The organism is Streptomyces sp. NPDC001985 (assembly GCF_040296845.1).
Lineage (GTDB): Bacteria > Actinomycetota > Actinomycetes > Streptomycetales > Streptomycetaceae > Streptomyces.
The window spans coordinates 118,072-141,613 of sequence record NZ_JBEOYB010000002.1 but is presented as its reverse complement, the minus strand read 5'-3'; the positions used below and the strand labels follow the sequence as shown (position 1 = coordinate 141,613).

General features: G+C 72.6%; 19 protein-coding genes. 12 read left to right on the top strand and 7 right to left on the bottom strand.

From position 1 onward, the window contains the following. Nucleotides 1-4: 4 nt before the first annotated feature. Both ABT122_RS01405 and ABT122_RS01400 read right to left on the bottom strand, forming a co-directional pair. Nucleotides 5-712 (bottom strand): RraA family protein, encoded by a 708-nt coding sequence (locus ABT122_RS01405; protein ID WP_351543498.1) that lies wholly within the window; start codon nucleotides 710-712, stop codon nucleotides 5-7. A 45-nt stretch (nucleotides 713-757) separates the two neighbouring features. After that, complete coding sequence (locus ABT122_RS01400) at nucleotides 758-1,282, bottom strand: TerD family protein (RefSeq protein WP_351543495.1); 525 nt, start codon at nucleotides 1,280-1,282, stop codon at nucleotides 758-760. Nucleotides 1,283-1,488: 206 nt separating this feature from the next. Between ABT122_RS01400 and ABT122_RS01395 the strand changes: the two genes are divergently transcribed. The 5 genes from ABT122_RS01395 (at nucleotide 1,489) to ABT122_RS01375 (ending at nucleotide 5,626) form a co-directional block, all read left to right on the top strand. Then, nucleotides 1,489-2,094, top strand: coding sequence for a YdbC family protein (locus ABT122_RS01395; RefSeq protein ID WP_351543492.1), 606 nt, complete (start codon nucleotides 1,489-1,491; stop codon nucleotides 2,092-2,094). A gap of 134 nt (nucleotides 2,095-2,228) precedes the next feature. Then, nucleotides 2,229-2,888, top strand: a complete 660-nt coding sequence (locus tag ABT122_RS01390) for a histidine phosphatase family protein (protein ID WP_351543489.1) — start codon at nucleotides 2,229-2,231, stop codon at nucleotides 2,886-2,888. A 12-nt stretch (nucleotides 2,889-2,900) separates the two neighbouring features. Beyond that, complete coding sequence (locus ABT122_RS01385) at nucleotides 2,901-3,818, top strand: ADP-ribosylglycohydrolase family protein (protein ID WP_351543486.1); 918 nt, start codon at nucleotides 2,901-2,903, stop codon at nucleotides 3,816-3,818. 406 nt (nucleotides 3,819-4,224) lie between these two features. Continuing rightward, a complete protein-coding gene (gene rnhB, locus ABT122_RS01380; protein WP_351543484.1) occupies nucleotides 4,225-4,926 on the top strand; it encodes a ribonuclease HII in 702 nt (233 codons plus the stop codon). Between the two features lie 82 nt (nucleotides 4,927-5,008). Next, nucleotides 5,009-5,626: a hypothetical protein gene (locus ABT122_RS01375; RefSeq protein WP_351543481.1), complete on the top strand. Its 618-nt coding sequence runs from the start codon at nucleotides 5,009-5,011 to the stop codon at nucleotides 5,624-5,626. Nucleotides 5,627-5,867: 241 nt separating this feature from the next. On the opposite strand, the gene ABT122_RS01370 is transcribed toward ABT122_RS01375, so the two are convergent. Together ABT122_RS01370 and ABT122_RS01365 are read right to left on the bottom strand one after the other, a co-directional pair. Then, nucleotides 5,868-6,497: a hypothetical protein gene (locus ABT122_RS01370; RefSeq protein WP_351543478.1), complete on the bottom strand. Its 630-nt coding sequence runs from the start codon at nucleotides 6,495-6,497 to the stop codon at nucleotides 5,868-5,870. A gap of 228 nt (nucleotides 6,498-6,725) precedes the next feature. Beyond that, on the bottom strand, nucleotides 6,726-8,912 hold the full coding sequence (locus tag ABT122_RS01365) for a RecQ family ATP-dependent DNA helicase (protein ID WP_351543475.1): 2,187 nt from the start codon (nucleotides 8,910-8,912) through the stop codon (nucleotides 6,726-6,728). 151 nt (nucleotides 8,913-9,063) lie between these two features. On the opposite strand from ABT122_RS01365, the gene ABT122_RS01360 reads away from it, so the two are divergent. From ABT122_RS01360 to ABT122_RS01335, 6 genes are all read left to right on the top strand, one after another. Continuing rightward, nucleotides 9,064-10,407 (top strand): DUF4192 domain-containing protein, encoded by a 1,344-nt coding sequence (locus ABT122_RS01360; protein ID WP_351543472.1) that lies wholly within the window; start codon nucleotides 9,064-9,066, stop codon nucleotides 10,405-10,407. Between the two features lie 258 nt (nucleotides 10,408-10,665). Then, complete coding sequence (locus tag ABT122_RS01355) at nucleotides 10,666-11,430, top strand: NUDIX hydrolase (protein ID WP_351543470.1); 765 nt, start codon at nucleotides 10,666-10,668, stop codon at nucleotides 11,428-11,430. A 107-nt stretch (nucleotides 11,431-11,537) separates the two neighbouring features. Continuing rightward, on the top strand, nucleotides 11,538-13,487 hold the full coding sequence (locus ABT122_RS01350) for an ATP-binding cassette domain-containing protein (RefSeq protein WP_351543468.1): 1,950 nt from the start codon (nucleotides 11,538-11,540) through the stop codon (nucleotides 13,485-13,487). Between the two features lie 159 nt (nucleotides 13,488-13,646). Then, nucleotides 13,647-14,534, top strand: a complete 888-nt coding sequence (locus ABT122_RS01345; RefSeq protein WP_351543465.1) for a FadR/GntR family transcriptional regulator — start codon at nucleotides 13,647-13,649, stop codon at nucleotides 14,532-14,534. A gap of 345 nt (nucleotides 14,535-14,879) precedes the next feature. Continuing rightward, nucleotides 14,880-16,433: an RNA polymerase sigma factor gene (locus ABT122_RS01340; RefSeq protein ID WP_351543462.1), complete on the top strand. Its 1,554-nt coding sequence runs from the start codon at nucleotides 14,880-14,882 to the stop codon at nucleotides 16,431-16,433. Between the two features lie 247 nt (nucleotides 16,434-16,680). Continuing rightward, nucleotides 16,681-17,502 (top strand): S1 family serine peptidase, encoded by an 822-nt coding sequence (locus ABT122_RS01335; protein WP_351543459.1) that lies wholly within the window; start codon nucleotides 16,681-16,683, stop codon nucleotides 17,500-17,502. A 348-nt stretch (nucleotides 17,503-17,850) separates the two neighbouring features. On the opposite strand, the gene ABT122_RS01330 is transcribed toward ABT122_RS01335, so the two are convergent. After that, nucleotides 17,851-18,081, bottom strand: a complete 231-nt coding sequence (locus ABT122_RS01330; RefSeq protein ID WP_006346139.1) for a DUF7455 domain-containing protein — start codon at nucleotides 18,079-18,081, stop codon at nucleotides 17,851-17,853. Nucleotides 18,082-18,515: 434 nt separating this feature from the next. Between ABT122_RS01330 and ABT122_RS01325 the strand changes: the two genes are divergently transcribed. Further along, nucleotides 18,516-20,633 (top strand): DNA gyrase/topoisomerase IV subunit B, encoded by a 2,118-nt coding sequence (locus ABT122_RS01325; RefSeq protein ID WP_351543456.1) that lies wholly within the window; start codon nucleotides 18,516-18,518, stop codon nucleotides 20,631-20,633. Between the two features lie 86 nt (nucleotides 20,634-20,719). Here ABT122_RS01325 and ABT122_RS01320 read toward each other — a convergent pair whose 3' ends face one another. Next, nucleotides 20,720-21,472 (bottom strand): response regulator, encoded by a 753-nt coding sequence (locus ABT122_RS01320; RefSeq protein WP_351543453.1) that lies wholly within the window; start codon nucleotides 21,470-21,472, stop codon nucleotides 20,720-20,722. Next, entirely contained in the window at nucleotides 21,469-23,121 is a 1,653-nt protein-coding gene (locus ABT122_RS01315) for an ATP-binding protein (RefSeq protein WP_351543450.1), read from the bottom strand. The genes ABT122_RS01320 and ABT122_RS01315 overlap by 4 nt, the downstream gene beginning before the upstream one ends. Nucleotides 23,122-23,542 lie beyond the last annotated feature (421 nt).

The following is a 23,542-nucleotide window of genomic DNA, read 5'->3' as shown; positions in this document are numbered from 1 at the left end:
CCGGCTACTCCTCGACGGCACCGCCCCCGGAGCGCAGATGTTCGCGGAAGGTCAGGGCGGGGTTCTCGCGGCGGTTCGCGAGATAGTCGGCGAACCGGAACTGCTCGCGGAGGCCGGTGCCCGCACGGAGCCGCTCGGCCTGGCGGCGCTCGCCGGCACGGATCTCCTCCGCGAGGGAGAACAGCTCTCCGGCGCGGTCGGCGGGGATGAAGACCACGCCGTCGTCGTCGCCGAGGACCAGATCGTCACGGCTGACGACCCACTCGCCGACCGTGGCCGACTCCAGCGCGTCCGGGATGCGGTCGCCGGGGCTCAGCGGGCCGGTGGGGATCGCGCCCAGACTGAAGACCGGCAGGCCGATCGCCCGGATGTCGGCCGTGTCGCGATGGAGCCCCCAGACGACGACTCCGGCCAGCCCCGCCGCCGCGGCCTCCAGCACCATGAGGTCGCCCACGCACGCCTCGTCCGAGCGGCCGTGGTTGTCGGCCACCAGGACATCGCCCGGCGCGGCGCTCTCGAAAGCCTCCAGGAAAATGTCCACGCTGCCGGAGTGACGTGCCGGGAGGGCCCGGCCCGCCAGCCGGCTTCCCGGTGTCACCGGACACAGCGGGGCGGGCGCGCAGCGCACCGGGACCTCCGCCCGGACGCAGGCGTCCGCGAGGTGCGCCGTGGTCAGTGGTGCGAACCGCTTCACGAGCTCGTGGTGATCCATGAGATCCTCTCTGCCCCGCCCGTCCGCCCCTGACGCGGCCACCGCTCAGGCGCCGCCCATCACGGAGACGAAAGCCTGGGGATCGGTGTCGAAGCCGCGGAGGGTCTGCCGGTACTCCCAGACGCCCGTCCCGTTCCGGACGAACTCCGCGACGACCGCGGCCGTGGACTCCGCGACGGCGGCGAAATCGCTCCGCCACAGCTCGGTGTGGCCCTCGGTGACCTGGACCAGGGTCTTGGCGACCTCGCCGAACACGCGCCGGCCGTTGCCCTGCTGGATGGCGACGCCCACCACCACCCGTCCGTGGACCGGTGCGAGCCGGTCCAGCTCCAGTGTCATGACCTCGTCGGAGCCGAACCCCTGGCCGGTCTTGCTGTCCCTGGTCAGGCTGATCGTGCCATCGGGCGACCGGCTGTCGAAGTGCACGATGTACGCGGGATCGCCCGTCGGGCCGGAGCCCGGATAGGTCGCGGCGACGATGTCGAGATCGTGGGCGGGGGCTCCCATGGGACTCGGGTCCCACCGGAGGCTCACCTCGACCTTGCTGACGCCCTTGCTCAGGCTGCTCACCAGATTCCCCTCCCCGTAACCGACAGGAACGCTCCGTACCCCGACCGTATCGGCTGGATGTGTGTCACGGCGAGTAGTTGGCTGCTCTGCGCCGTTTCCGGCGGTGGGGATTCCGGAACCGGCCGCGCACCGGCCCCGCGGGGATGGGGCCGGGGCGGCCTTCCGGAGGGTGACCCGGGCCTTGGAGCGGGCCGTACGATGGCGCGGTGCTGGTCAAGTGGATTCGCTGCACCGTGGTGGACCGTCGTCGGTTCGAGCGGGGACAGCGGAAGTGGGCGGGGCTGCCGGGGGAGCCGGGATTCCGGGGGCAGGGCGGCGGGTGGAGCAGGAGCCGGCCCGAGGTCGCCCATGTCTTCGCGTTCTGGGAGAGCCGGGCGTTCTACGACTCGTTCATGGCGCGCTCGCATGATCGTCTGGCGGCGGGTCAGTCGGGGGCGTACCGGGACATGCAGGTCAAGCTGTTCGATCACCGCTTCGATGTGAAGACCGGCTTCGAGCCGCGGTTCACCGGCGCCGATGTGGTGCGGGTGGCGCACTGCAGGGTCCACGAGGACCGCGTCGAGCACTATGCGCTGATGCAGGAGAAGGTGTGGAACCCGGCGATGGCCGGGTCGCCGGGGATGGTGCGCGGGCTGTTCGGCGAGGCCCCGGGGAACGAGTTCCTGGTGATGTCGATGTGGCAGTCCGAGGCGGAGCACGGCAAGTACCGCAGGGAGCGGGTCGAGCGGCTGCTGCTGCGCACCCGCACCGAGGCGGATGTGGCGGCGCTCGCGGGGGACGTGGTGCGGCTCGAACCGGCGTGGACGGTCTGAGAGGGCGACGCGGTGGCCGTCGCGGACGGCCGGGGCGGGTGCGCCGCCCCGGTGTGGCCCGCGTCACGGGCGGATACGCCGGATGGACTCGGCCCGACCTCCCGGGCGCGTCCCCGCCGATCTAGGGTCGTGGCATGGCAAGACCGCGACGTATCGTCCTCGTCCGGCACGGCGAGTCGGAAGGGAACACCGATGACACGGTGTACGAACGCGAGCCCGACCACGCGCTGCGGCTGACCGGCACCGGGCTGGTCCAGGCGCGGGCCACCGGGGTCCGCTTGCGCGAGCTGTTCGGGCAGGAGCCGGTCAGCGCCTATGTCTCGCCCTATCGGCGTACCCACGAGACCTTCCGCGCCTTCGCCCTCGATCCCGCTTCCGTGCGGGTGCGGGAGGAGCCCAGGCTGCGCGAGCAGGACTGGGGAAACTGGCAGGACACCGAGGACGTACGGCTTCAGAAGGCGTACCGGGACGCCTATGGGCACTTCTTCTACCGCTTCGCCCAGGGGGAGTCGGGGGCGGATGTCTATGACCGGGTCGGAGCGTTTCTGGAGAGTCTGTACCGCAGTTTCGACGCACCCGATCATCCGCCGAATGTGCTGCTGGTGACTCATGGGCTGACGATGCGGCTGTTCTGCATGCGGTGGTTCCACTGGACGGTCGCCGAGTTCGAGTCGCTCTCCAATCCGGGCAACGGCGAGACGCGGGTGCTGGAGCTCGGCGCGGACGGCCGCTACACGCTTGACCGGCCGTTCGAGCGCTGGCGCGCCCCTGAGCCGTACGGCATCACCGGATAGAGTGGCAGGAAGATGACCGCTGACTCCCGTGACAACCGGCGCTTCGCACGCGCCCTGGACAGCCTGCGCGGACTGTCCGTGGGGGACGCTCTGGGCTCCCAGTTCTTCGTCCCCGTGAACCTTCCTCTCCTCAAGCGGCGCGAGCTGCCATCCGGTGTCTGGCAGTGGACCGACGACACCGAGATGGCCTGCTCGGTGCTGGCCGTCCTCGCGGACCACGGCCGGGTGGACCAGGACGCGCTGGCCCTCTCCTTCGCGCATCACCACGACTTCGACCGCGGATACGGCCCCGCCGTCAACCGTATGCTCCGGCTGATCCGGGAGGGCGGCGACTGGCGTGAACTCGCCGCGGGTCTTTTCAACGGCCAGGGGTCGTGGGGTAATGGATCTGCCATGCGGATCGCCCCGCTCGGCGCGTGGTACGCGGAGGACCCGGAGCAGGCCATCCACCAGGCCGAGATCTCCTCGTACACCACACACCAGCACCGCGAGGCCGTCGTCGGTGCCATGGCGGTGGCCGCCGCCGCCGCGCTGGCCGCCGCGCCGGCCGGGCCTCCGGAGCCCGCGGAGCTGCTCGACGGGGTGATCGCGCTGGTCCCGCGCAGCGCGGTGGGCGCCGGTCTGCGCAGGGCGCGGGACATGCTCGACTACGACGATGCCTCGACCGTCGCGGCCGTCCTCGGCAGCGGCCGGCGGACGAGCGCCCATGACACCGTGCCGTTCGCCCTCTGGTCCGCCGCCCGTTCCCTGAGCGATTTCGAGCGGGCGTTCTGGACGACCGCGCAGGTCGGCGGAGATGTGGACACCACCTGTGCCATCGCCTGCGGTGTGGTCGCCGCGGGCGGGGCGGGGCGGCCTCCCGCCGACTGGCTGGAGCGCACCGAGGCACTGCCGGAGTGGACACCGAGGCAGTCGCGCGGGCGGGTGTAGGGCTCGACTGGCCGGCACCTTCCCGGGCGCGGGTACGGCGGGAGCGGATGTATCGGACCGGAGGGTTCGATTCCGTTCCGGTGTGCCGTGACGGCGGGTCCCTTCCTTCGATGGTTCACCTGTGCGATGTGTTGTCGCTATCCGCCCTCCAGGTGAGTCCCGTTCAACGGACCCCTCTGGAGCTCTCGCCCCTTGCGCGGCAGGGGAGTTGGGGTTCCATTCCACTCCGTCCGGGGCCGGTCCCGGCGGGTGAGGCATGGTCTGTCGAGTGTGTGCGGGTGTAAATTTTCAGGAAAGGTGTCCGGTGCCGCGACCGGGCGTGGTCAAGATGCGGAGATCCGGTGTGAAGAGTGAGGGGAATCCGGTTGTCACCGGTGGGGTCAGGCGGCGTACGCTTGCTGGCGCCATGCCGTATGAACCCCCCACCCACACAGTCGAGCGCTCGATCCGGGCCACCACCGGTGCCAAGATCATCGCCGGTGTCGACGAGGTCGGACGAGGTGCCTGGGCCGGACCCGTCACGGTGTGTGCCGCGATCACCGGACTGCGCAGACCGCCCGTCGGCCTCACCGACTCCAAGCTGCTCAGCCCCAAGCGCCGGCAGACGCTCGTCGTCGAACTGGAGAAGTGGGTCACGGCGTACGCCCTCGGTCATGCCTCGCCCGAGGAGATCGACACACACGGAATGACCGCCGCGCTGCGGCTCGCCGCCTGTCGCGCGCTCGACGGCCTGCCCGTGCGGCCGGAGGCCGTCATCCTCGACGGCAAGCATGACTATCTCGGGGCGCCCTGGGCCGTTCGCACGGTCATCAAGGGGGACCAGTCCTGTATCGCGGTCGCCGCCGCCTCGGTGATCGCCAAAGTGCGCCGGGACGCGATGATGGCCGAACTTCCGGGGGAGTACGAGGACTTCGCCTTCGCCGCCAACGCGGGCTACCCCTCGCCCGTGCACCAGGCCGCCCTGGCGGAACGGGGCCCCACGCCCTACCACCGGCTCTCCTGGGCCTATCTCGATGCCCTGCCCCGGTGGCAGCATCTCAAGAAGGTCCGTCTCCCCGCCCCGTCGGCGGAACTGGAGAACGGGGGCCAGCTCGGCTTCGATTTCTGAACCCGCCCTGCCCCTGGAGCAGTCGCACTCAGGTGCGCACCCGCCTATGCCATTCGAACCGGCATTTGATAGACATCCATCCATGCCTCTCATACCCGAGGAGCCTCAGATTCACGAGAGCGCCCAGGGTCCCCGCGTCACTCCGGCCACCGGCCGTACCGCGCCGACCCCACGCCCCGTACCCGGTCCGCGTTCCCTGGCCGCGCCGCGCCCCGGACGGCCGGTTCCCGGCCCGGTCCGGCCCGCGCCGCCGGCGCAGCGTACGCATCCTTCCGCGGGTCAGCCGCAGGCTTCCCCCGCGCAGGACCCCGCCCGGCCGCAGATCCAGCTCATCCCCGCTCCCGAGAGCGGCGTGCTCGACGCCGCCGACGAGGCGGTGGATCTGCTGCTCGACTCCGGTCGCGCGCCGGGCGACGTCCTGGTGCTCACCACCGGCGAGCAGCACCCGTGGGCGGCCCACGAGCTGTCCTTCGGCGAAGCCGCCTACTGGGCCCAGCACGACGCCCGTGACGACGTCTTCTACGCGGACGCCGCGGCGGCGGACCGGGCCTCGGCCCGGCCCGTCGTGATCGTCGCGCTGAGCGGCGGCACCGACGACGACGCCCGGGTCCTGCCCGCGGCGCTGTCGAAGGCGGGCGCGCTGCTGATCGTGTGCGGTGACCCCCAGCGGGCCAACACCGTGCTCGGCGCGGGCGTCTGAGCCGTACCCCCTTCGGGGTCGCACGGTGACGGGCCATGGCCCCAGGTGATCCGGCTGTCCGCTCGACGGGCAGCCGGACCATGGGCACAGCGGGCATTCCGCCCTGCCCCGAACCCGGGAGCGGGGTCGTCCGGTCCACTGTGGCGAGGGCGGTCCGGCCGAGGGGCGGAGGCCCGGGGAGGACGGCCGGCCGGAGCGGGGAGAGCGGTCTCCCCCGGGAGCCCCGGCGGGCCCGGTGCGGTCAGCGCGCGGCGGTACGGCGCAGGGCCTCGGGCGCCCCGCTGGCCGTGCGCAGCTCCAGCGGCTCGGCCGCGGCGGATGCCTCGGCCAGATCGCCGGGGTCCGAGGTCAGATTGGGCCGGCGGCCACCCCGCCCCTCGCCCAGCACCTGCCAACCACCCTGCGTCAGGGTGATGTACGCCCCGCACCGCAGACCGTGCAGGGTGCAGGCGTCCCGCAGGCCCCACATCCACGCGCCGTCCTCCGCCGTCCACCGTTCATCGCCCTCGCGGCAGTAGAGCAGGACGGCGGTGCGCACCGGGGTGCGTCGGCGCAGATCGTGCGGGATCACCCGGCGCAGATGCGCCAGGAGCGCGTTGCGGAACTCCCAGCCGTCCGCGAGTGCGGAGCGCCGGGTGAACGAGGCGCTCGCCGCGAGGCGTTCCTCCGGGTCGAGCACGGCGACGACCGCCGTGGTGGGAGTCGGCCGGTGCCGCGAGTGCAGCCCGCTGACCACCTCGCGCGGGTTGCGCAGCAGCGGGATGCCCGCGGACATCCACTCGGCGGGTTCGAGCATCCTGGCGAGGTGATTGGCGGCGTGCGCCGAGGTGTTCATCGAGGTGGCTGCGGACGAAGCGAATCCGAAGGTCACAGTCCTCCCTTCGCATACGCGCCCACAGTGCGGGCAGGGTCGGGTGAGGGCGCGCCGCGAACAGCCCTTCCGGACCGCGAACGGGCCGTGCGGGGAGCACTCCAATTCTCGCTGTCCTGTCGGCATGCGGCAACGAGCAATTTGACCTCAGCGGTGGAATCGGTGGGTATGACGCGGATATCCCTTCCCGCCGGCGCTCCCCGCGACCTCGTCAGTGCCTCCCCGCCCTCATGCCTGGACCGCGAGGACCAGCGGGAACACCCCCTGGGCACCCGCCCTGCGGAGCAACCGGGCCGTGACCGCCAGGGTCCAGCCACTGTCCGAAAGGTCGTCCACCAGCAGAACCGGACCTCCGGCCGCCGTCACGGCCTCCGCCAGCGCGGGCGGAACGGTCAGGGACTCGTACAGCGCGCGCACCCGCTGAGCGCTGTTGGTCCGTGAGATCCGGGCCTCCCGGGCCTCGGGGGTGTACTCCACCGAACCCAGCAGAGGCATCCGGCCCACCTCGGCGATCCTGGCGCCCAGCGACCCGACCAGCACCGGCCTGCTCCGGGAGGCGACGGTGACGACACCGACCGGGCGGGCGGGTGCGTCCGGTGCGCCACTGGCCCAGCCGCCGGGCCCCCTCGCCCAGTCGGCGAGCACGGTCACCACCGCGTCCACCACGTCGTCGGGGACGGGGATGTCGGGTGACTGCGGGGCCAGCATGGGCCGCAGCCGGTTGCCCCAGCCGATGTCGGAGAGCCGGCCGAGCGCCCGGCCCGTGAACGCCTGGTCCGACTCCGGGAGCCGGCCCTTGAGACCGACCCCGACCGCAGCCAGCCCCGTCGGCCACATCTTGCGCGGCTCGACCTCCACGCCCGGCCTGCTCAGCTCCCCGCGCGCGGCGTCCAGCGCCGTGTCGGAGACCTGGTCGCTGAACCGGCTCCCCGCGCAGTTGTCGCAGCGCCCGCAGGGAGCCGCCTCCTCGTCGTCGAGCTGGCGCCGGAGGAACTCCATCCGGCAGGCGGTCGAGCGTGCGTACTCCCGCATCGCCTGCTGCTCGGCCTCCCGCTGGCGGGCCACCCAGGCGTAGCGCTCGGAGTCGTACGACCAGGGACGGCCGGTGGAGGTCCAGCCGCCCTTCACGCGGTGCACCGCGCCGTCCACGTCCAGCACCTTGAGCATGGTCTCCAGGCGGGTGCGCCGCAGCTCCACCAGCGGTTCCAGCGCGGGCAGCGAGAGCGGGCGGTCCGCCCGGGCCAGCACATCGAGGGTGCGCCGCACCATCTCCTCGGGAGGGAAGGCCACCGAGGCGAAGTACTGCCAGATGGCCTCGTCCTCCCGGCCGGGGAGGAGCAGCACCTCCGCGTGCGCCACACCGCGGCCGGCCCGGCCCACCTGCTGGTAGTAGGCGATGGGGGACGAGGGGGAGCCGAGGTGGACGACGAACCCGAGGTCGGGCTTGTCGAAGCCCATGCCCAGCGCGGAGGTGGCGACCAGGGCCTTCACCCGGTTGGCGAGGAGGTCCTCCTCGGCCTGCTGGCGGTCGGCGTTCTCCGTGCGGCCGGTGTAGGAGGCGACGGTGTGGCCGCGCTGCCGCAGATGGGCGGTGACCTCCTCGGCCGCGGCGACCGTGAGGGTGTAGATGATTCCGGAGCCGGGCAGTTCGCCGAGGTGGTCGGCCAGCCAGGCGAGCCGGGTGGCGGCGTCGGGCAGCTGGAGCACTCCGAGGCTCAGGCTCTCGCGGTCGAGCGGACCGCGCAGCACCAGCGCGTCGGTCCCGGCACCGGTGCCCAGCTGTTCGGCGACATCGGCGGTCACCCGGGCGTTGGCCGTCGCGGTGGTCGCCAGCACGGGGACATCGGCGGGCAGCTCCGCCAGCATGGTGCGCAGCCTGCGGTAGTCGGGGCGGAAATCATGGCCCCAGTCGGAGATGCAGTGCGCCTCGTCGACCACGAGCAGACCGGTGGCGGCGGCCAGCCGGGGCAGCACCTGGTCGCGGAAGTCCGGGTTGTTCAGCCGCTCGGGGCTGACGAGCAGCACATCCACCTCGCCCGCGGCGACCTCGGCCTGGACCGTGTCCCACTCGTCGGTGTTGGAGGAATTGATGGTGCGCGCCCGGATGCCGGCGCGGGCCGCTGCCTCCACCTGGTTGCGCATCAGGGCCAGGAGCGGGGAGACGATCACGGTCGGGCCGCTGCCGCTCCGGCGCAGCAGCGAGGTGGCGACGAAGTAGACGGCGGACTTGCCCCAGCCGGTCCGCTGAACGACCAGCGCCCTGCGCTTGTCGGCGACGAGCGCCTCGATCGCCCGCCACTGGTCCTCCCGCAGCCGGGCGGTGCCGCCGCTGTCGGAGACGAGGCGGGCGAGCACGGCATCCGCCGCCGCCCTGAGAGCCGTGCGGTCCATGGAGTCCGCGAGGTCGTTGGTCATGCCCCCATGCAACCCGATGCCACCGACAACACGCGAACGGGACCCCGGGCCTGTGGACAACCTCACCGGGCCGAGCGCCCCGGCGGCCGGCCCGCCGGGGAGTTATCCACAGGGGGTCGCGGAGTCGGACGGACCGCGAGACCGTCGGGCCATGAGCAAGCACCAGGAACCCACCGGACGCACCGACGAACCCCAGATCACCCTGCGCGGCCCCGCCGAGCTGGCCGACGCCCTGCCGTACATGCTGGGCTACCACCCCACGGACTCCGTGGTGCTGGTCGCCCTGCACGGCAGCCGCGGCCGCTTCGGCGGGCGGGTGAGACTCGGCATTCCGCACTCACCGAAGGAGTGGCCTTCCGTGGCCGGACAGCTCGCGGAGTGTCTGATCGAGGGCAGCGAGCGGCGCGGCAAGCGCCCCGACGGCATGGTGCTCTTTCTCTGCCAGGACCCCGGCGAGGGGGAGAGCGGCCCGGCGGTCATGGAGCGGCTGAGGCCGCTGGCGCAGGGGCTGCGCACCGCGTGCGGCGCGCACGACGTGCCGGTCTACGAAGCGCTCTGCATTTCCGGCGGCCGCTTCTGGTCCTACTGCTGCCCCGATGAGCGCTGCTGCCCGCCGGAGGGGAACGCCATGGCCGTCCCCGGCACCTCGGTGATGGCCGCTGCCGCCGCCTACGCGGGCATCCAGGTGCGCGGATCGCTCCGCGAGCTGGAGGCCGGGCTCGAACCTCCGGCGACCCCGGCCGCGGCGGAGCAGCGCAGGGCGCTGGACCGGGCGGCCTTCGCGCTGGTGCCGAGGATTCTCGAAGGGGCGGGGCGGCGGGGGGTGGCGGAGGAGACGATCGCCCTGGCCCGGGCCGCGCTGGAGCGGTTCGCCGGGGCGCCCCGGCGCGCGGGCCGGGCGGAGACGGACCGGGCGGACGACCTTCTGATCACCCATGACGAGGCGGCCACGCTGATCATCGGCCTCCAGGACCGGGAAACACGGGACCGGGCCGCCGAGTGGATGGAGGGGCCGGAGGCCGAGCCCGCGCTCCGGCTCTGGCGGGTGCTCTGCCGCCGCTGCGTCGCCCCCTACGCCGAACACGCCGCCGCCCCGCTGACCCTCGCGGGGTGGGTGTCCTGGTCCACGGGCGACGAGCCGGCGGCGCGGGTCGCGCTGGGGCTCGCCCTGAACAGGGACCCGGAGTACGTCTTCGCCCGCCTTCTGCACCAGGCGTGCAACGAGGACCTGGACCCGGAGACCCTCCGGGACTGCCTCCGGGAGGAGCGGGGCAGGAGGGAGGCCGCCGCCGGCGGCACGGCATCCCCGGAGCCCTCCGGCTCCCACTCCCCGCCCCGCCGCGACTCCACCGCCGTCCGGCGCTCCGGCACCCGTGCGCGGGCGACCCGGCCCGCCGCCGGGAGGCCTCGCCGCGCCGCCGCGCCCCGGACCGGGCGGGCGGCCGGCATCCGCGCCCGCCGCGGCGGACCGGAGGAGAGGCGGGACGACCGCTGAGGGACGCCCTCCGCCACCCGGGAGGAGAGCGCCCCGGCCGGCCCCGGGGCCCTGGGGAGAGCCGGGCGAACCGTTGGATGCCGGAGCGCGGGGCCTGTGCGCGGACGGGCGCGCCGGGCGGCGGCGGGCAGGTGGCCGTTCCGCCGGTTCCGGAGCCCGGACGGGCCCGTCGTGGGCAGCCCCCGCGAGGAGCGGAAGGCCCGGCCCGGTGGCGGCGAAAGGAGTGTTTATCGTCAGGCAGACGACTATGATCACGGCATGTCTCCCTACGACCCGTCGGCCTTTCCCCCCTTCGCTGTCACCGTCGACCTGGTCGTGCTCACCGTGCGGCGCCACGCGCTCTGCGCACTGGTCGTCCGCCGCGGTGAGCCGCCGTTCCAGGGCCGGTGGGCGCTGCCCGGCGGCTTTGTGAGGGATGACGAGGACCTCGCGACCGCCGCTGCCCGGGAGCTGGCCGAGGAGACGGGTCTGTCGGCCCACGACCCGGTGTCCCCCGCGCCGGGGAACGGCGCACACCTCGAACAGCTCGCCACCTACGGCGATCCGCGCCGGGACCCGCGGATGAGGGTCGTCAGCGTCGCCCATCTGGTGCTCGCCCCCGATCTGCCCGCACCCCGCGCGGGCGGTGACGCGAACGGCGCCCGGTGGGCCTCCGTGGCGGATCTGCTCGGCCGGGAGAGCGGATTCGTCCACGAGGACGAGGACGCGACCCCGCTGGCCTTCGACCACGCCCTGATCCTCGCGGACGGGGTGGAGCGCGCCCGGTCGAAGATCGAGTACTCCTCCCTGGCCACCGCCTTCTGTCCGTCGGAGTTCACGGTCGGCGAGCTGCGGCGGGTGTACGAGGCGGTGTGGGGCGTGGCCCTGGACCCGCGCAACTTCCACCGCAAGGTGACCGGCACCCCCGGATTCCTGGTGCCGTCGGGCGGGACCACCACACGCCAGGGCGGCCGTCCCGCCCAGCTCTTCCGGGCGGGCGGCGCCACCGTCCTCAACCCTCCGATGCTGCGGCCCGAGGTCTGACACTCACGCATCCACATGCGCCAAAAGTCGTAAATGTCAGGTTATCTTGCTGCGGTATCCGCCCTGCCGCCGAGCGGTCCGCGCGCCGCCCTTCAGCGAGAGAATCGATGCTCCAGGCCATCGGACTGACCAGCAGCCGGCGGCGGGACCGCCCGCCCGCCGTCCAGGACCTGACCCTGGAGGCCGCGCCCGGCCGGGTCACCGCCCTGCTCGGCCCTCCCGGCTCCGGCAAGTCCACGGCGCTGCGGCTCATGCTGGGGCTGGAGCCCGGCCGCGGGGTGACCTACTTCCGGGGCAGCCCGCTCCACCGCGTCGCCCACCCCGCCCGCGAGGTGGGCGCGCTCCTGGGGGATGTGCCCGGCCACCCCGCCCGGACCGCCCGGGGGCAGCTCCGGATGGTCTGCGCCGCCATCGGGGTGCCCGCCGCCCGCGCCGACGAGGTGCTCGAAGCCGTCGGGCTCACGGGCTTCGCCGGTCACCGCCTCGACGCGCTCTCCGCCGGCGCGGACCGCCGGCTCGCCGTCGCCTGCGCCCTGCTGGGCGATCCGCAGACGCTCATCCTCGACCAGCCGGCCGAGGGCCTCCCGCCCCAGGAGCACCCCTGGTGGCACGGGCTGCTGCGGACCCACGCCGACCGCGGCGGAACGGTGCTGTGCACCAGCGGCGACCCCAGGGAGGCGGCCCGGTTCGCCGACCGGGTCGTGACCGTCGCCGCCGGCCTGGTCGTCGCCGACCAGGAGTGCGCCGACTTCTCCCGCACCCGGCTGCGCCCCCGTGTCACCGTCCGCACCCCGCACGCCGCCCGCCTCGCCGAGCTGGTGCGCCGGGAGGCGCGGGCCTCCCGGCGTTCGGTGGAGGCGGTCGCCGAGGCCGGGGGCGGCCTCCTCTCCGTGTACGGGAGCACCTGCGCGGAGGTGGGTGAGACCGCCTTCCGGCACGGGGTGCTCGTGCATCTGCTGACCGAGGAGACCGGCCCCGCCCCGGGGGCCCCGAGCCCTCCGGGGCGCGGTCCGGGCGCCCGACCCCCGGGCCTCTCCGCGACCCCTCCGGGCGCCCCGGCCCCGGAACCCGGGCCGTCCGCGCCACCCGCGCCCGCCCCTGCCGCACCGCCCGCCGCGGGACCCGGACCACCCGCGCCCGCCGCACCACCCGCCCTCGCGGTACCGCCCGGACCACCCGCGCCCGCCGCACCACCCGCCCTCGCCGCACCGCCCGCACCACCCCCGCCCGTCGCGGGACCCGCCCGTGCCGCCGGGCCGTTCCGTGCCGCCGCCCCCGTCCGGCCGCTGCGGTACGAGCTGCTGCGCATCCTCGGAGTGCGCACGGCCGCTCTCGTCGTGGCCGCGGCCGTCCTCGTCTCCCTCGCGCTCTGCGTGCTGCTCGCCCGCTCCGGCACCACCCCCCTGCCCCTCGCGCTCGCCGCCTGGCCCGACGCGCTGCCGCTGCCGCCCGCCGCCCTCGCCGCCGGGGTGATCGGGGCGCTCTCCTTCGGCGAGGAGTTCCGCCACCCCGCGCTCGTGACCGCCCGCGGCACCGTGCCCCGCCGTCTCGGGCTGCTGCTCGCCAAGCTCGCGGTGACCGCCGCCGCCGCGCTGCTGACGGCGCTGCTCGTGGCGGCGGCCGACGCCCAGGCGCTCCGGATCGTCTACGGGGCGGTGGACACCGGCGGCCCCGGGGCGGCGGGTCTTCCGGAGGGCCGGACCGCCCTGCTGGCCGCCTGGTGCGCCCTCGCGGTGGGCTGCGCCTGGGCCGGGCTCCTCGCGGCCGGGGTCTTCCGCGTCACGGCCGCCGGGGTGGCCGCCGTCCTCGCCGTGCCGGTCGTGGTGACCCCGCTGGTCCGGGAGGCGCTGACCGTCCCCTCGGCGCGCTCCGTCGCCGGGTTCCCCGGCAGGCTGCGGGAACTCACCGGGCTGCGGCTCCCGCGCGAGGCCGACGACTGGCTGCTGACGGGCGTACAGACGTTCGCCCAACCCGTGGGGGTGGCGCTCATGTTGTCGCTGTCTGTTCTGATCTGCGCGTACATGTTCGCGGACCTTCGTCGCGGGACACCTTGGTGATCATGAACGACCATGGATCGGTCATCTGCCCACAACTCCCTTGAGTGCGCCCGTTTCTTTCCGATAAGGCGTCAATTGTGGGGGAAGCGCCGATCACCCTTTCGTGTGCTTTTCACCAAAGACCTCAAGGGGTGCGGAGGGCGGGCCGACAAAGGATGCGTGAGTACCCTTGCGCACACCATGATGACCGCCGCCCGTCCCGCCGACTCCGGCCTGGCCGGCCCGGGCGAACTCGACCGATACCCCTACGCGGAGTCCCCCGGAACCGATCGCGTCGGACCGCCCGCGTGGGACAGCTCCGATGTGGAGCTCGGACGGGTCGGCCGCCGCACGGCAGGCAGCCGGGGCCGCGGACTGCACGGCCAACTCGTTCAGCAACTCGGCCAGATGATCGTCTCGGGCGATCTGGGCGCCGACCGCCCGCTCGTCCCCGAGGAGATCGGCCAGCGCTTCGAGGTCTCCCGCACCGTCGTGCGCGAGTCGCTGCGCGTCCTTGAGGCGAAGGGGCTGGTCAGCGCCCGCCCCAATGTCGGCACCCGGGTCCGTCCGGTCAGTGACTGGAATCTGCTCGACCCCGACATCATCGAGTGGCGGGCGTTCGGGCCGCAGCGCGACGACCAGCGCCGTGAGCTCTGCGAGCTGCGCTGGACCATCGAGCCCCTCGCGGCCCGGCTCGCCGCCGGCCACGGGCGCGAGGAGGTGCAGCAGCGGCTCGGTGACATGGTCGAGATCATGGGCCACGCCCTCACCCAGGGCGACGGAATCACCTTCTCCCGCGCCGATGCCGAGTTCCACACCCTGCTCATCCAGCTCGCCGGCAACCGGATGCTGGAGCACCTCTCCGGGATCGTCTCCTCGGCTCTCCAGGTCTCCGGCGGCCCGGTCACCGGCTGCGACCGCCCCACGGAGGTCTCCCTCTCCCATCACGCGCGGATCGTCGACGCCCTCGCGGCCGCCGACGCGCACGCCGCCGAATCCGCGATGCGGCAGCTGCTCACCGTGCACCCGGAGGTGGAGCGCGTCGTACCGGCGCCCCGCGAGCACTGACCCGCTGGTCAGGCGGCCAGGAGTACGGAGGCGTACACACCGAGTGTCGCCGGACGCCCCACAGGGTCCGGCGGCACGATTGCGTGCTGTATGTACCTTCTGGCCGTTTAGTCGTGCATGGGGTGTGACTCGGGCCACGCGGAATGGGCGTAACACTCCGCGAAACAGGGCGATGACCTAAGAGGTGACAGCCGAGGAGGGAATACAGCAGCCGTTCGTGGCGCTGTTCTGTTCCAGCTGAGGTTCCGCCCGCGCCACCGGCACATCCGTAGCCCGGTGGTCGTCGGCTCCGGCCCGATCATGGGCGGGGCCGGAAGCCGTATCCATCGTTCCGAGAGGTTGTTCGTGTCGGCCAGCACATCCCGTACCCTCCCGCCGGAGATCGCCGAGTCCGAGTCTGTGATGGCGCTCATCGAGCGGGGAAAGGCTGATGGGCAGATCGCCGGCGATGACGTGCGTCGCGCCTTCGAGGCCGACCAGATTCCGTCAACCCAGTGGAAGAACGTTCTGCGCAGCCTCAACCAGATCCTCGAGGAAGAGGGTGTGACGCTGATGGTCAGTGCCGCGGAGTCGCCCAAGCGCACCCGCAAGAGCGTGGCGGCGAAGAGCCCGGCGAAGCGCACCGCCACCAGGACCGTCGCGGCGAAGACCACGACGACGAAGACGGTCGCGGCCACCGCGGCGACCGCCGACTCCGTCGACGCCCAGGCCGGCGACGAGGGCGCGGCGACGCCCGCCAAGAAGGCCGCGGCCAAGAAGACCACGGCCAGGAAGACGGCGGTCAAGAAGACCGCCGCCAAGAAGACCGTGGCGAAGAAGTCCGCGTCCAAGAAGGACCTGGACGAGCCGGGCGACGGCGAGGAGCTGCTCGACGAGGTCCAGCCCGGCGCCAAGGGCGAAGAGGAAGAGGCCGAGGGCGAGAACAAGGGCTTCGTCCTCTCCGACGAGGACGAGGACGACGCTCCCGCGCAGCAGGTCGCGGTCGCCGGAGCCACCGCCGACCCGGTCAAGGACTATCTGAAGCAGATCGGCAAGGTCCCCCTCCTCAACGCCGAGCAGGAGGTCGAGCTGGCCAAGCGCATCGAGGCCGGTCTCTTCGCCGAGGACAAGCTCGCGAACTCCGACAAGCTGGCGCCGAAGCTCAAGCGCGAGCTGGAGATCATCGCCGAGGACGGCCGCCGCGCCAAGAACCACCTGCTGGAGGCCAACCTCCGGCTCGTCGTCTCCCTGGCCAAGCGCTACACCGGCCGCGGCATGCTCTTCCTGGACCTGATCCAGGAGGGCAACCTCGGTCTGATCCGCGCCGTCGAGAAGTTCGACTACACCAAGGGCTACAAGTTCTCCACGTACGCCACCTGGTGGATTCGTCAGGCGATCACCCGCGCCATGGCCGACCAGGCCCGCACCATCCGTATCCCGGTGCACATGGTCGAGGTCATCAACAAGCTCGCGCGCGTGCAGCGCCAGATGCTCCAGGACCTGGGCCGCGAGCCCACCCCGGAGGAGCTGGCCAAGGAACTCGACATGACCCCGGAGAAGGTCATCGAGGTCCAGAAGTACGGCCGTGAGCCGATCTCCCTCCACACCCCCCTCGGTGAGGACGGCGACAGCGAGTTCGGTGACCTGATCGAGGACTCCGAGGCCGTGGTCCCGGCCGACGCGGTCAGCTTCACCCTCCTCCAGGAGCAGCTCCACTCGGTGCTCGACACCCTGTCCGAGCGCGAGGCGGGCGTGGTCTCCATGCGCTTCGGTCTCACCGACGGCCAGCCCAAGACCCTGGACGAGATCGGCAAGGTCTACGGGGTGACGCGTGAGCGCATCCGTCAGATCGAGTCCAAGACGATGTCCAAGCTGCGCCACCCCTCGCGCTCGCAGGTGCTGCGCGACTACCTGGACTAGACCGGACTGGACCGGACTGGACCGGACTGGACCGGACTGGACCGGACTGGACCGGACTGGACCGGCCGCCCCGACCGGGCGGCCACCGTGCCCCACAGGCCGTTCGGAGGCCCGTCTCCCGCCGGGAGCCGGGCCTCCGCCGTGTCCGGGGTGCGGATGACGGCTCCCTGACTGACCCTGGGTGTGCTGTTATTCACACAGAGTCACCGATGTGCGGAGTTCCCGAGCCGCGGAGTCAGGAGAGCCCATGCGCCGCCCCCTCGTCCGAGCCCTGACCGGGGTACTGGCCCTGGCCCCTGTGGGGGCCGTGCTGCCGCTGGCCGCCTCCGCTCCCGCCGCCGCGGACAGTGTCGTCATCGGCGGTTACGCGGCCCGGGCCGCCGACAGCCCCTGGGTGGTCGCGCTCTCCAGCCGTGACCGGTTCGGGGGAACGCGCGGGGGCCAGTTCTGCGGCGGGGTGGTGGTGGCGCCGACCAAGGTGATGACCGCCGCGCACTGTCTGGGCCGCGCCGTGCTGGGCGGGGAGGTCGGCGACGTCCCCGATCTGAAGGTGATCAGCGGGCGCACCGAACTGGCGAGTGCGGAGGGCAGGGAGACGGCGGTCACCGGCAGCTGGGTCGCGCCGGAGTACGACGCGTCCACCAACGACTCCGATCTCGCGGTGCTCACCCTGGCCGAGGCGCTGCCCGCCTCACGGGTGATCCCGGTGGCCGGAGCGGGTGATCCGGCGTACGAGCCGGGGACCAGTGCCACGGTCTACGGCTGGGGTGACACCACCGGACAGGGCGACTACGCGAGGTCACTGCGGGCGGCGCCGGTGAGCGTGCTGTCCGACAGGAGCTGTGAACGGGCCTATCCGGGAGGGCTGCGCGGGCGGTACACGGCCGCCACGATGCTCTGCGCCGGTGACGCCCGGGGTGGCCACGACGCCTGTCAGGGGGACAGTGGAGGCCCCCTGGTCGCCGGGGGCCGGCTGATCGGCCTGGTGTCGTGGGGCAGCGGCTGCGGGCGGGCGGACAGCCCGGGGGTCTACACCCGGATCGCCGCGATCCCCGCGCCCCTGTCCTAGGGAGTTTCCGAGAGGCGACCCGGGCGGGGCGGCGGTGCGCCGGCGGGGCGCCGGGCCGGGGAACGCGGGTGTCCGCGTGCCGGGGCGGGCGGGTGCGCTGCGATGCCGCTCCAGAAGGGCTCCAGGCCCGCTGCGGCCCCCGGCGGGCGGTGTCCCGACATCCGTGGCCGCACGTCGCCCCGGAGGGCTCCAGCGGCGCTCCAGTGGCACGCGGGTGCCGGTCGGCTCCGGAGGGTCGCTCGCGGGACGGGCGTGGATACGAGAGCGGGCGGTCGCCCCTGACTGATCAGGGGCGACCGCCCGTCAGCCGGTCCGGGACCGGCCTTAGCTCGTCGTGGATGTGAGGTGTCAGTGATCCTCTTGACCGGCACCGGCCGGAACGGCCGTGAGCCGGTCGGTCTCATCCTGTATTTCCGCGGCGATCTTCTTGAGTTCCGGCTCGAACTTGCGTCCGTGGTGGGCGCAGAAGAGCAGTTCACCGCCGCTGGTCAGGACGACGCGCAGATACGCCTGGGCGCCGCACCGGTCGCAGCGGTCAGCGGCCGTCAGGGGGCTCGCGGGGGTCAGAACAGTAGTCACGTCGCCTCTTCTCTAGCTCGACGAGCTGTCGTACCAGGGTCAACATCCAACCAGTCCCAAAACGTTCCCGCTCGGGACTTTTCCCTGAAAACTTCTTGCCGGGGGCGGCTGGCTGCTGCCGGGTGGCGGCGAATGGGCCGTATTGCTGTGCTCTACGGGTTTCGCGTTGCTTGTCTCTTTTGATCCTCCCGGCTGGCTTGCCGGTGTTGTTGAGGACGTGCCCGGAGCCTAAATGGTTCATGCCTCGAAGGGAACGTGATGTTCGTGTCACTCCATCGAGGGATCGAACAGGTATACGAGACTGGACTAGCATAAGGAATCATGAGGGTGGCGTTACATCGGCTCTACCAGGCCTCGGTACGCTCTGACCGGCGACCGACGCCGTGCCCTCACTCCACGGGGCCAGATGTGAAATTCAGCGAGGAGCGAACCGCGTGACCGCCGAAACGTCCGTGCCGTCCACAGCGCTGCTGACCGCAGAGCGTGACGGCTCCAACTACACCGCGCGGCACCTGCTCGTCCTTGAAGGTCTCGAAGCGGTCCGCAAGCGCCCGGGTATGTACATCGGGTCCACCGACAGCCGCGGTCTGATGCACTGCCTCTGGGAGATCATCGACAACTCCGTCGACGAGGCCCTCGGCGGCTACTGCGATCACATCGAGGTCATCCTCCACGACGACGGCTCCGTCGAGGTCCGCGACAACGGCCGGGGCATCCCGGTCGACGTGGAGCCCAAGACCGGGCTCTCCGGGGTGGAGGTCGTCCTCACCAAGCTGCACGCCGGCGGCAAGTTCGGCGGCGGCTCCTACGCCGCCTCCGGCGGTCTGCACGGCGTCGGCGCCTCCGTGGTCAACGCCCTCTCCGCCCGGCTCGACGTCGAGGTGGACCGCAACAGCGCCACCCACTCGATCAGCTTCCGCCGGGGCGTCCCCGGCATGTTCACCGAGCCGGGCCCCGACGCGCCCTTCGACCCGGCCAACGGGCTGCTGAAGGGCAAGCGGGTCCCCAGGAACCGCACCGGCACCCGCGTGAGGTACTGGGCCGACCGCCAGATCTTCCTCAAGGAGGCCAAGCTCTCCCTGGAGACGCTGCACCAGCGCGCCCGCCAGACCGCCTTCCTCGTCCCCGGTCTGACCATCGTGGTGCGCGACGAGCGCGATCTGGAGGGTGAGGGCAAGAGCCAGGAGATCTTCCGCTTCGACGGCGGGATCAGCGAGTTCTGCGAGTACCTCGCCCAGGACCGGGCCGTCTGCGACGTGCTGCGCCTGACCGGCACGGGCACCTTCAAGGAGACTGTCCCCGTCCTCGACGACCGGGGCCACATGACCCCGACCGAGGTCACCCGGGAGCTGGGCGTCGACATCGCGCTGCGCTGGGGCACCGGCTACGACAGCCGGATCAGGTCGTTCGTGAACATCATCGCCACCCCGAAGGGCGGCACCCATGTCACCGGCTTCGAACGCGCGGTGACCCGGACGATGAACGAGGCGCTCCGCTCCGCGAAGCTGCTGCGCGTCGCCGAGGACGACATCGTCAAGGACGACGCCCTGGAGGGCCTCACCGCCGTGGTGACGGTCCGGCTGGCCGAGCCGCAGTTCGAGGGCCAGACCAAGGAGGTCCTGGGCACTTCGGCGGCCAACAGGATCGTCGCCAATGTCGTCGCCAAGGAGCTGAAGGCGTTTCTGACGTCGACCAAGCGCGACGCCAAGGCCCAGGCCCGGGCCGTGATGGAGAAGGCCGTCGCCGCGGCGCGCACCCGGATCGCGGCCCGTCAGCACAAGGAGGCGCAGCGCCGCAAGACGGCCCTGGAGTCCTCCTCGCTGCCCGCGAAGCTGGCCGACTGCCGCAGCGACGACGTGGAGCGCAGCGAGCTGTTCATCGTCGAGGGGGACTCCGCCCTCGGTACCGCCAAGCTCGCCCGGAACAGCGAGTTCCAGGCGCTGCTGCCGATCCGGGGCAAGATCCTCAACGTTCAGAAGTCCTCCGTCTCGGACATGCTGAAGAACGCCGAGTGCGGTGCGATCATCCAGGTCATAGGGGCCGGCTCGGGCCGGACCTTCGACATCGACGCCGCGCGCTACGGCAAGATCGTCCTGCTGGTCGACGCCGATGTCGACGGCGCCCACATCCGCTGTCTGCTGCTGACGCTCTTCCAGCGCTACATGCGCCCGATGGTCGAGGCGGGCCGGGTCTTCGCCGCCGTGCCGCCGCTGCACCGGATCGAGCTGGTCCAGCCCAGGAAGGGCCAGGACAAGTACGTCTACACCTACTCCGACAACGAACTGCGCCAGACCCTGCTGGAGTACCAGCGCAAGAACATCCGCTACAAGGACTCCATCCAGCGCTACAAGGGCCTCGGAGAGATGGACGCCGACCAGCTGGCCGAGACCACGATGGACCCGCGCCACCGCACCCTGCGCCGGATCAACATCGGCGACCTGGAGTCCGCCGAGGGCGTCTTCGATCTGCTGATGGGCAATGAGGTGGCGCCCCGCAAGGAGTTCATCACCAGCTCCGCCGCCACCCTGGACCGCTCCCGCATCGACGCCTGAGCACCTGGTGCCCGGCTCCCGGGGCCCGGACGGCAGAGCCCCCGCACCCGGTCACGGGCGCCGGGGCTCCGCCGTCCGGGGGCCGGCTAGCCGCTCGCCGACCAGAGGTAGCGGTGCTCCGGGCGCCCTGTCTCGCCGTATTTGAGACTGAGCCGCACCCGGCCCGTGCGCTCCAGCAGCTTCAGATACCGCTGAGCGGTCTGGCGGCTCACACCCGAGCGGTCCGCGATCTCCTGGGTCGAGAGCGCACCCTCGGCCGCCAGCAGCACCTGACGCACCACCTCGGCGGTGGTGGGGGAGTGGCCCTTGGGCAGATCGGGGGCGATCGAGCCGGCCGACAGGGCGCCGAAGATCCGGTCCACCTCGGCCTGTTCCGCCTCGCCGCCGCTGCCGAGGGTGCGGCGGAGCCCCGCGTACGCCTCCAGTTTGGCGCGCAGCCCCGCGAAGTTGAACGGTTTCACCAGGTACTGGAGCGCCCCGTGGCGCATGGCGGCCTGGACCGTCGCCACATCGCGGGCCGCCGTCACCATGATCACATCGGTGTGGTGGCCGAGCCGGCGGAGCTCCCGGACGACCGCGAGACCGTTGCCGTCCGGCAGATAGTGGTCCATGAGCACCAGGTCCACCGGGCAGTCGGCGATCCGGGCCAGCGCCTCGGCGGCCGAGTGGGCCTTGGCCGCGACCCGGAAGCCCGGCACCTTGGCGACATAGGCCGCGTTGATCCCCGCCACCCTGAGGTCGTCGTCCACGACCAGGACATCGATCGGCTCGCCGTCCGCTCCGCCGCCGGGCTCCCGCGCGCCGCCCCGCACCGGTCCCCGGCTCGGTCCGTCGGTCATGGCGCCTCCCCGGCTGCGGCGGGCTCGGGATCGGTGAGCTCGTTCAGCGCCTCGGGCAGGACGACGATGAACTCCGCCCCGCCGCCGTCCGCCTCGCGCACCCGGGCGCTGCCGCCCTGCCGTTCCGCGAGCCGGCGCACCAGCGCGAGCCCGAGGCCCCGCTTGCCGTGGGCGGGCAGCTCCTTGGTGGACCAGCCCTCGGTGAAGATCAGTTCGCGCTGCTCGGCCGGGACCCCGGGGCCGCTGTCCGCGACCCGGAGCACGGCGGTCCGGCCCTGGGAGTACATCTCCACCTCGATCAGCGGATCGGGGGAGCCGGCCGCGGCGTCCATGGCGTTGTCGACGAGATTGCCGACGACCGTGACCAGACCGCGCGGATCGACCAGCCGGTCGGGCAGCAGGGTGTCCGGGGCGATGCGCAGCGGGACGCCGCGTTCGGCCGCCACGGTCGCCTTGCCCACCAGCAGCGAGGCCAGCAGTGGGTCGTGCACCTTCTCGGTGACCTGCTCGGCGGTGGCCCGGTGCACCCCCACCACCTCGGTCACGAAGTCCACGGCCTCGTCGTGCATCTCCAGCTCCAGCAGACCGAGCAGGGTGTGCAGCCGGTTGGCGTGCTCATGGTCCTGGGCGCGCAGGGCGTCGATCAGACCGTGGGTGGAGTCGAGTTCGCGGCCCAGCTGCTCCACCTCGGTGCGGTCGCGCAGGGTGGCGACGGCACCGCCCTCGTCGGTGGGCATCCGGTTGGCTATCAGGACGCGGTGTCCGCGTACGGTCACGAGATCCTCGCCGCTGACCCGTCCGGTGAGCACATCGGTGGTGCGGCCCTCGCCCAGTACCTGGTCGAGGGGGAGCCCCCGGCTGTTGGTCTCCAGTCCCAGCAGCCGCTGGGCCTCGTCGTTCATCAGCCGGATACGGCCCGAGGCGTCCAGTGCCACGACGCCCTCACGGATGCCGTGCAGCATGGCCTCCCGCTCCGCGAGCAGTGCGGAGATATCGGAGAAGGCCAGGTCGTGGGTCTGCCGCTGGAGCCTGCGGGAGATCAGATAGGCGGCGAGCGCACCGGCGGCGAGCGCTCCGCCCGCGTACAGCAGCAGGCCGGGTATCGCCGAGAAGAGCCGGTCGCGCACGCTGTCGTACTCGATGCCGACGGAGACCGCCCCGACGATCAGACCGCTCTCGTCGCGCAGGGGGACCTTGCCCCGGGCCGAGCGGCCGAGGGTGCCGTTGTCGATCTCCATCACGGCGCGGCCCGCGAGGGCGGGGCTGGGGTCGGTGGAGACCACCCGGCCGATCTGCTCGGGTGAGGTGTGCGACCAGCGCACTCCGCCCATGTCCATGATCACGACATATTCGGCGTCGGTCGCCCGGCGTATCCGCTCGGCCTCGGACTGGATGGGCCCGTCGGCCGTCGGGCCGGTGCTGACCAGCTTGCCGGCGATCTCCGTGGACGCGGCGGTCTGGGCGATGGCGAGCGCCCGGCGCATGGCCTGGTCGTCGAGCTGGGCGCTGAGCGGCGCGAGGAAGAAGCCGGTGGCCAGCACGGTGACGCCGGTGGCGATGGCGAGCTGCATCAGCAGGACCTGCGAGAAGACCCGCTGCGGCCAGCCGAACCGACGGCGTCTGGGCGGGGCGGACGGTTCGGGTCTCATGTCTAGGAACGGTAGACGGAGCGCGGGGCTTTCCGAAATCTGCGGAGGGGGGAGCCTGCCGGCGGGCGGGGCGGGGGTGGGTTCGCGGGGCGGTCGGCCTGGGGGTGGGGTGCGTCCCGGCAGGGGTGCGTCCCGGCTCGGGTGCGTCCTGGCCGGGGTGCCTCCGGGCTCGGGTGCGCCCCGGCTGGGGTGCTTCCCGACCGGGTCCGGTTCGGCCGGGTTGTGGTTCGGCCCGGTCCGGCCCGGCTGTCCCGTGCCGTTGTGCCGGTCGGGGGGCCGGCGGCCCGGGGAGCGCGGGCGCGCCCATGGCTCCGCCGGTGTGCCCGCGGGCCGCTGAACCGTTCCCCCGGTCCGGCCCGGCCCTGGCTCCCCGGCCCGGCCCTGGCTCCCCGGCCCGGCCCTGGCTTCCGGGCCCGGCCCT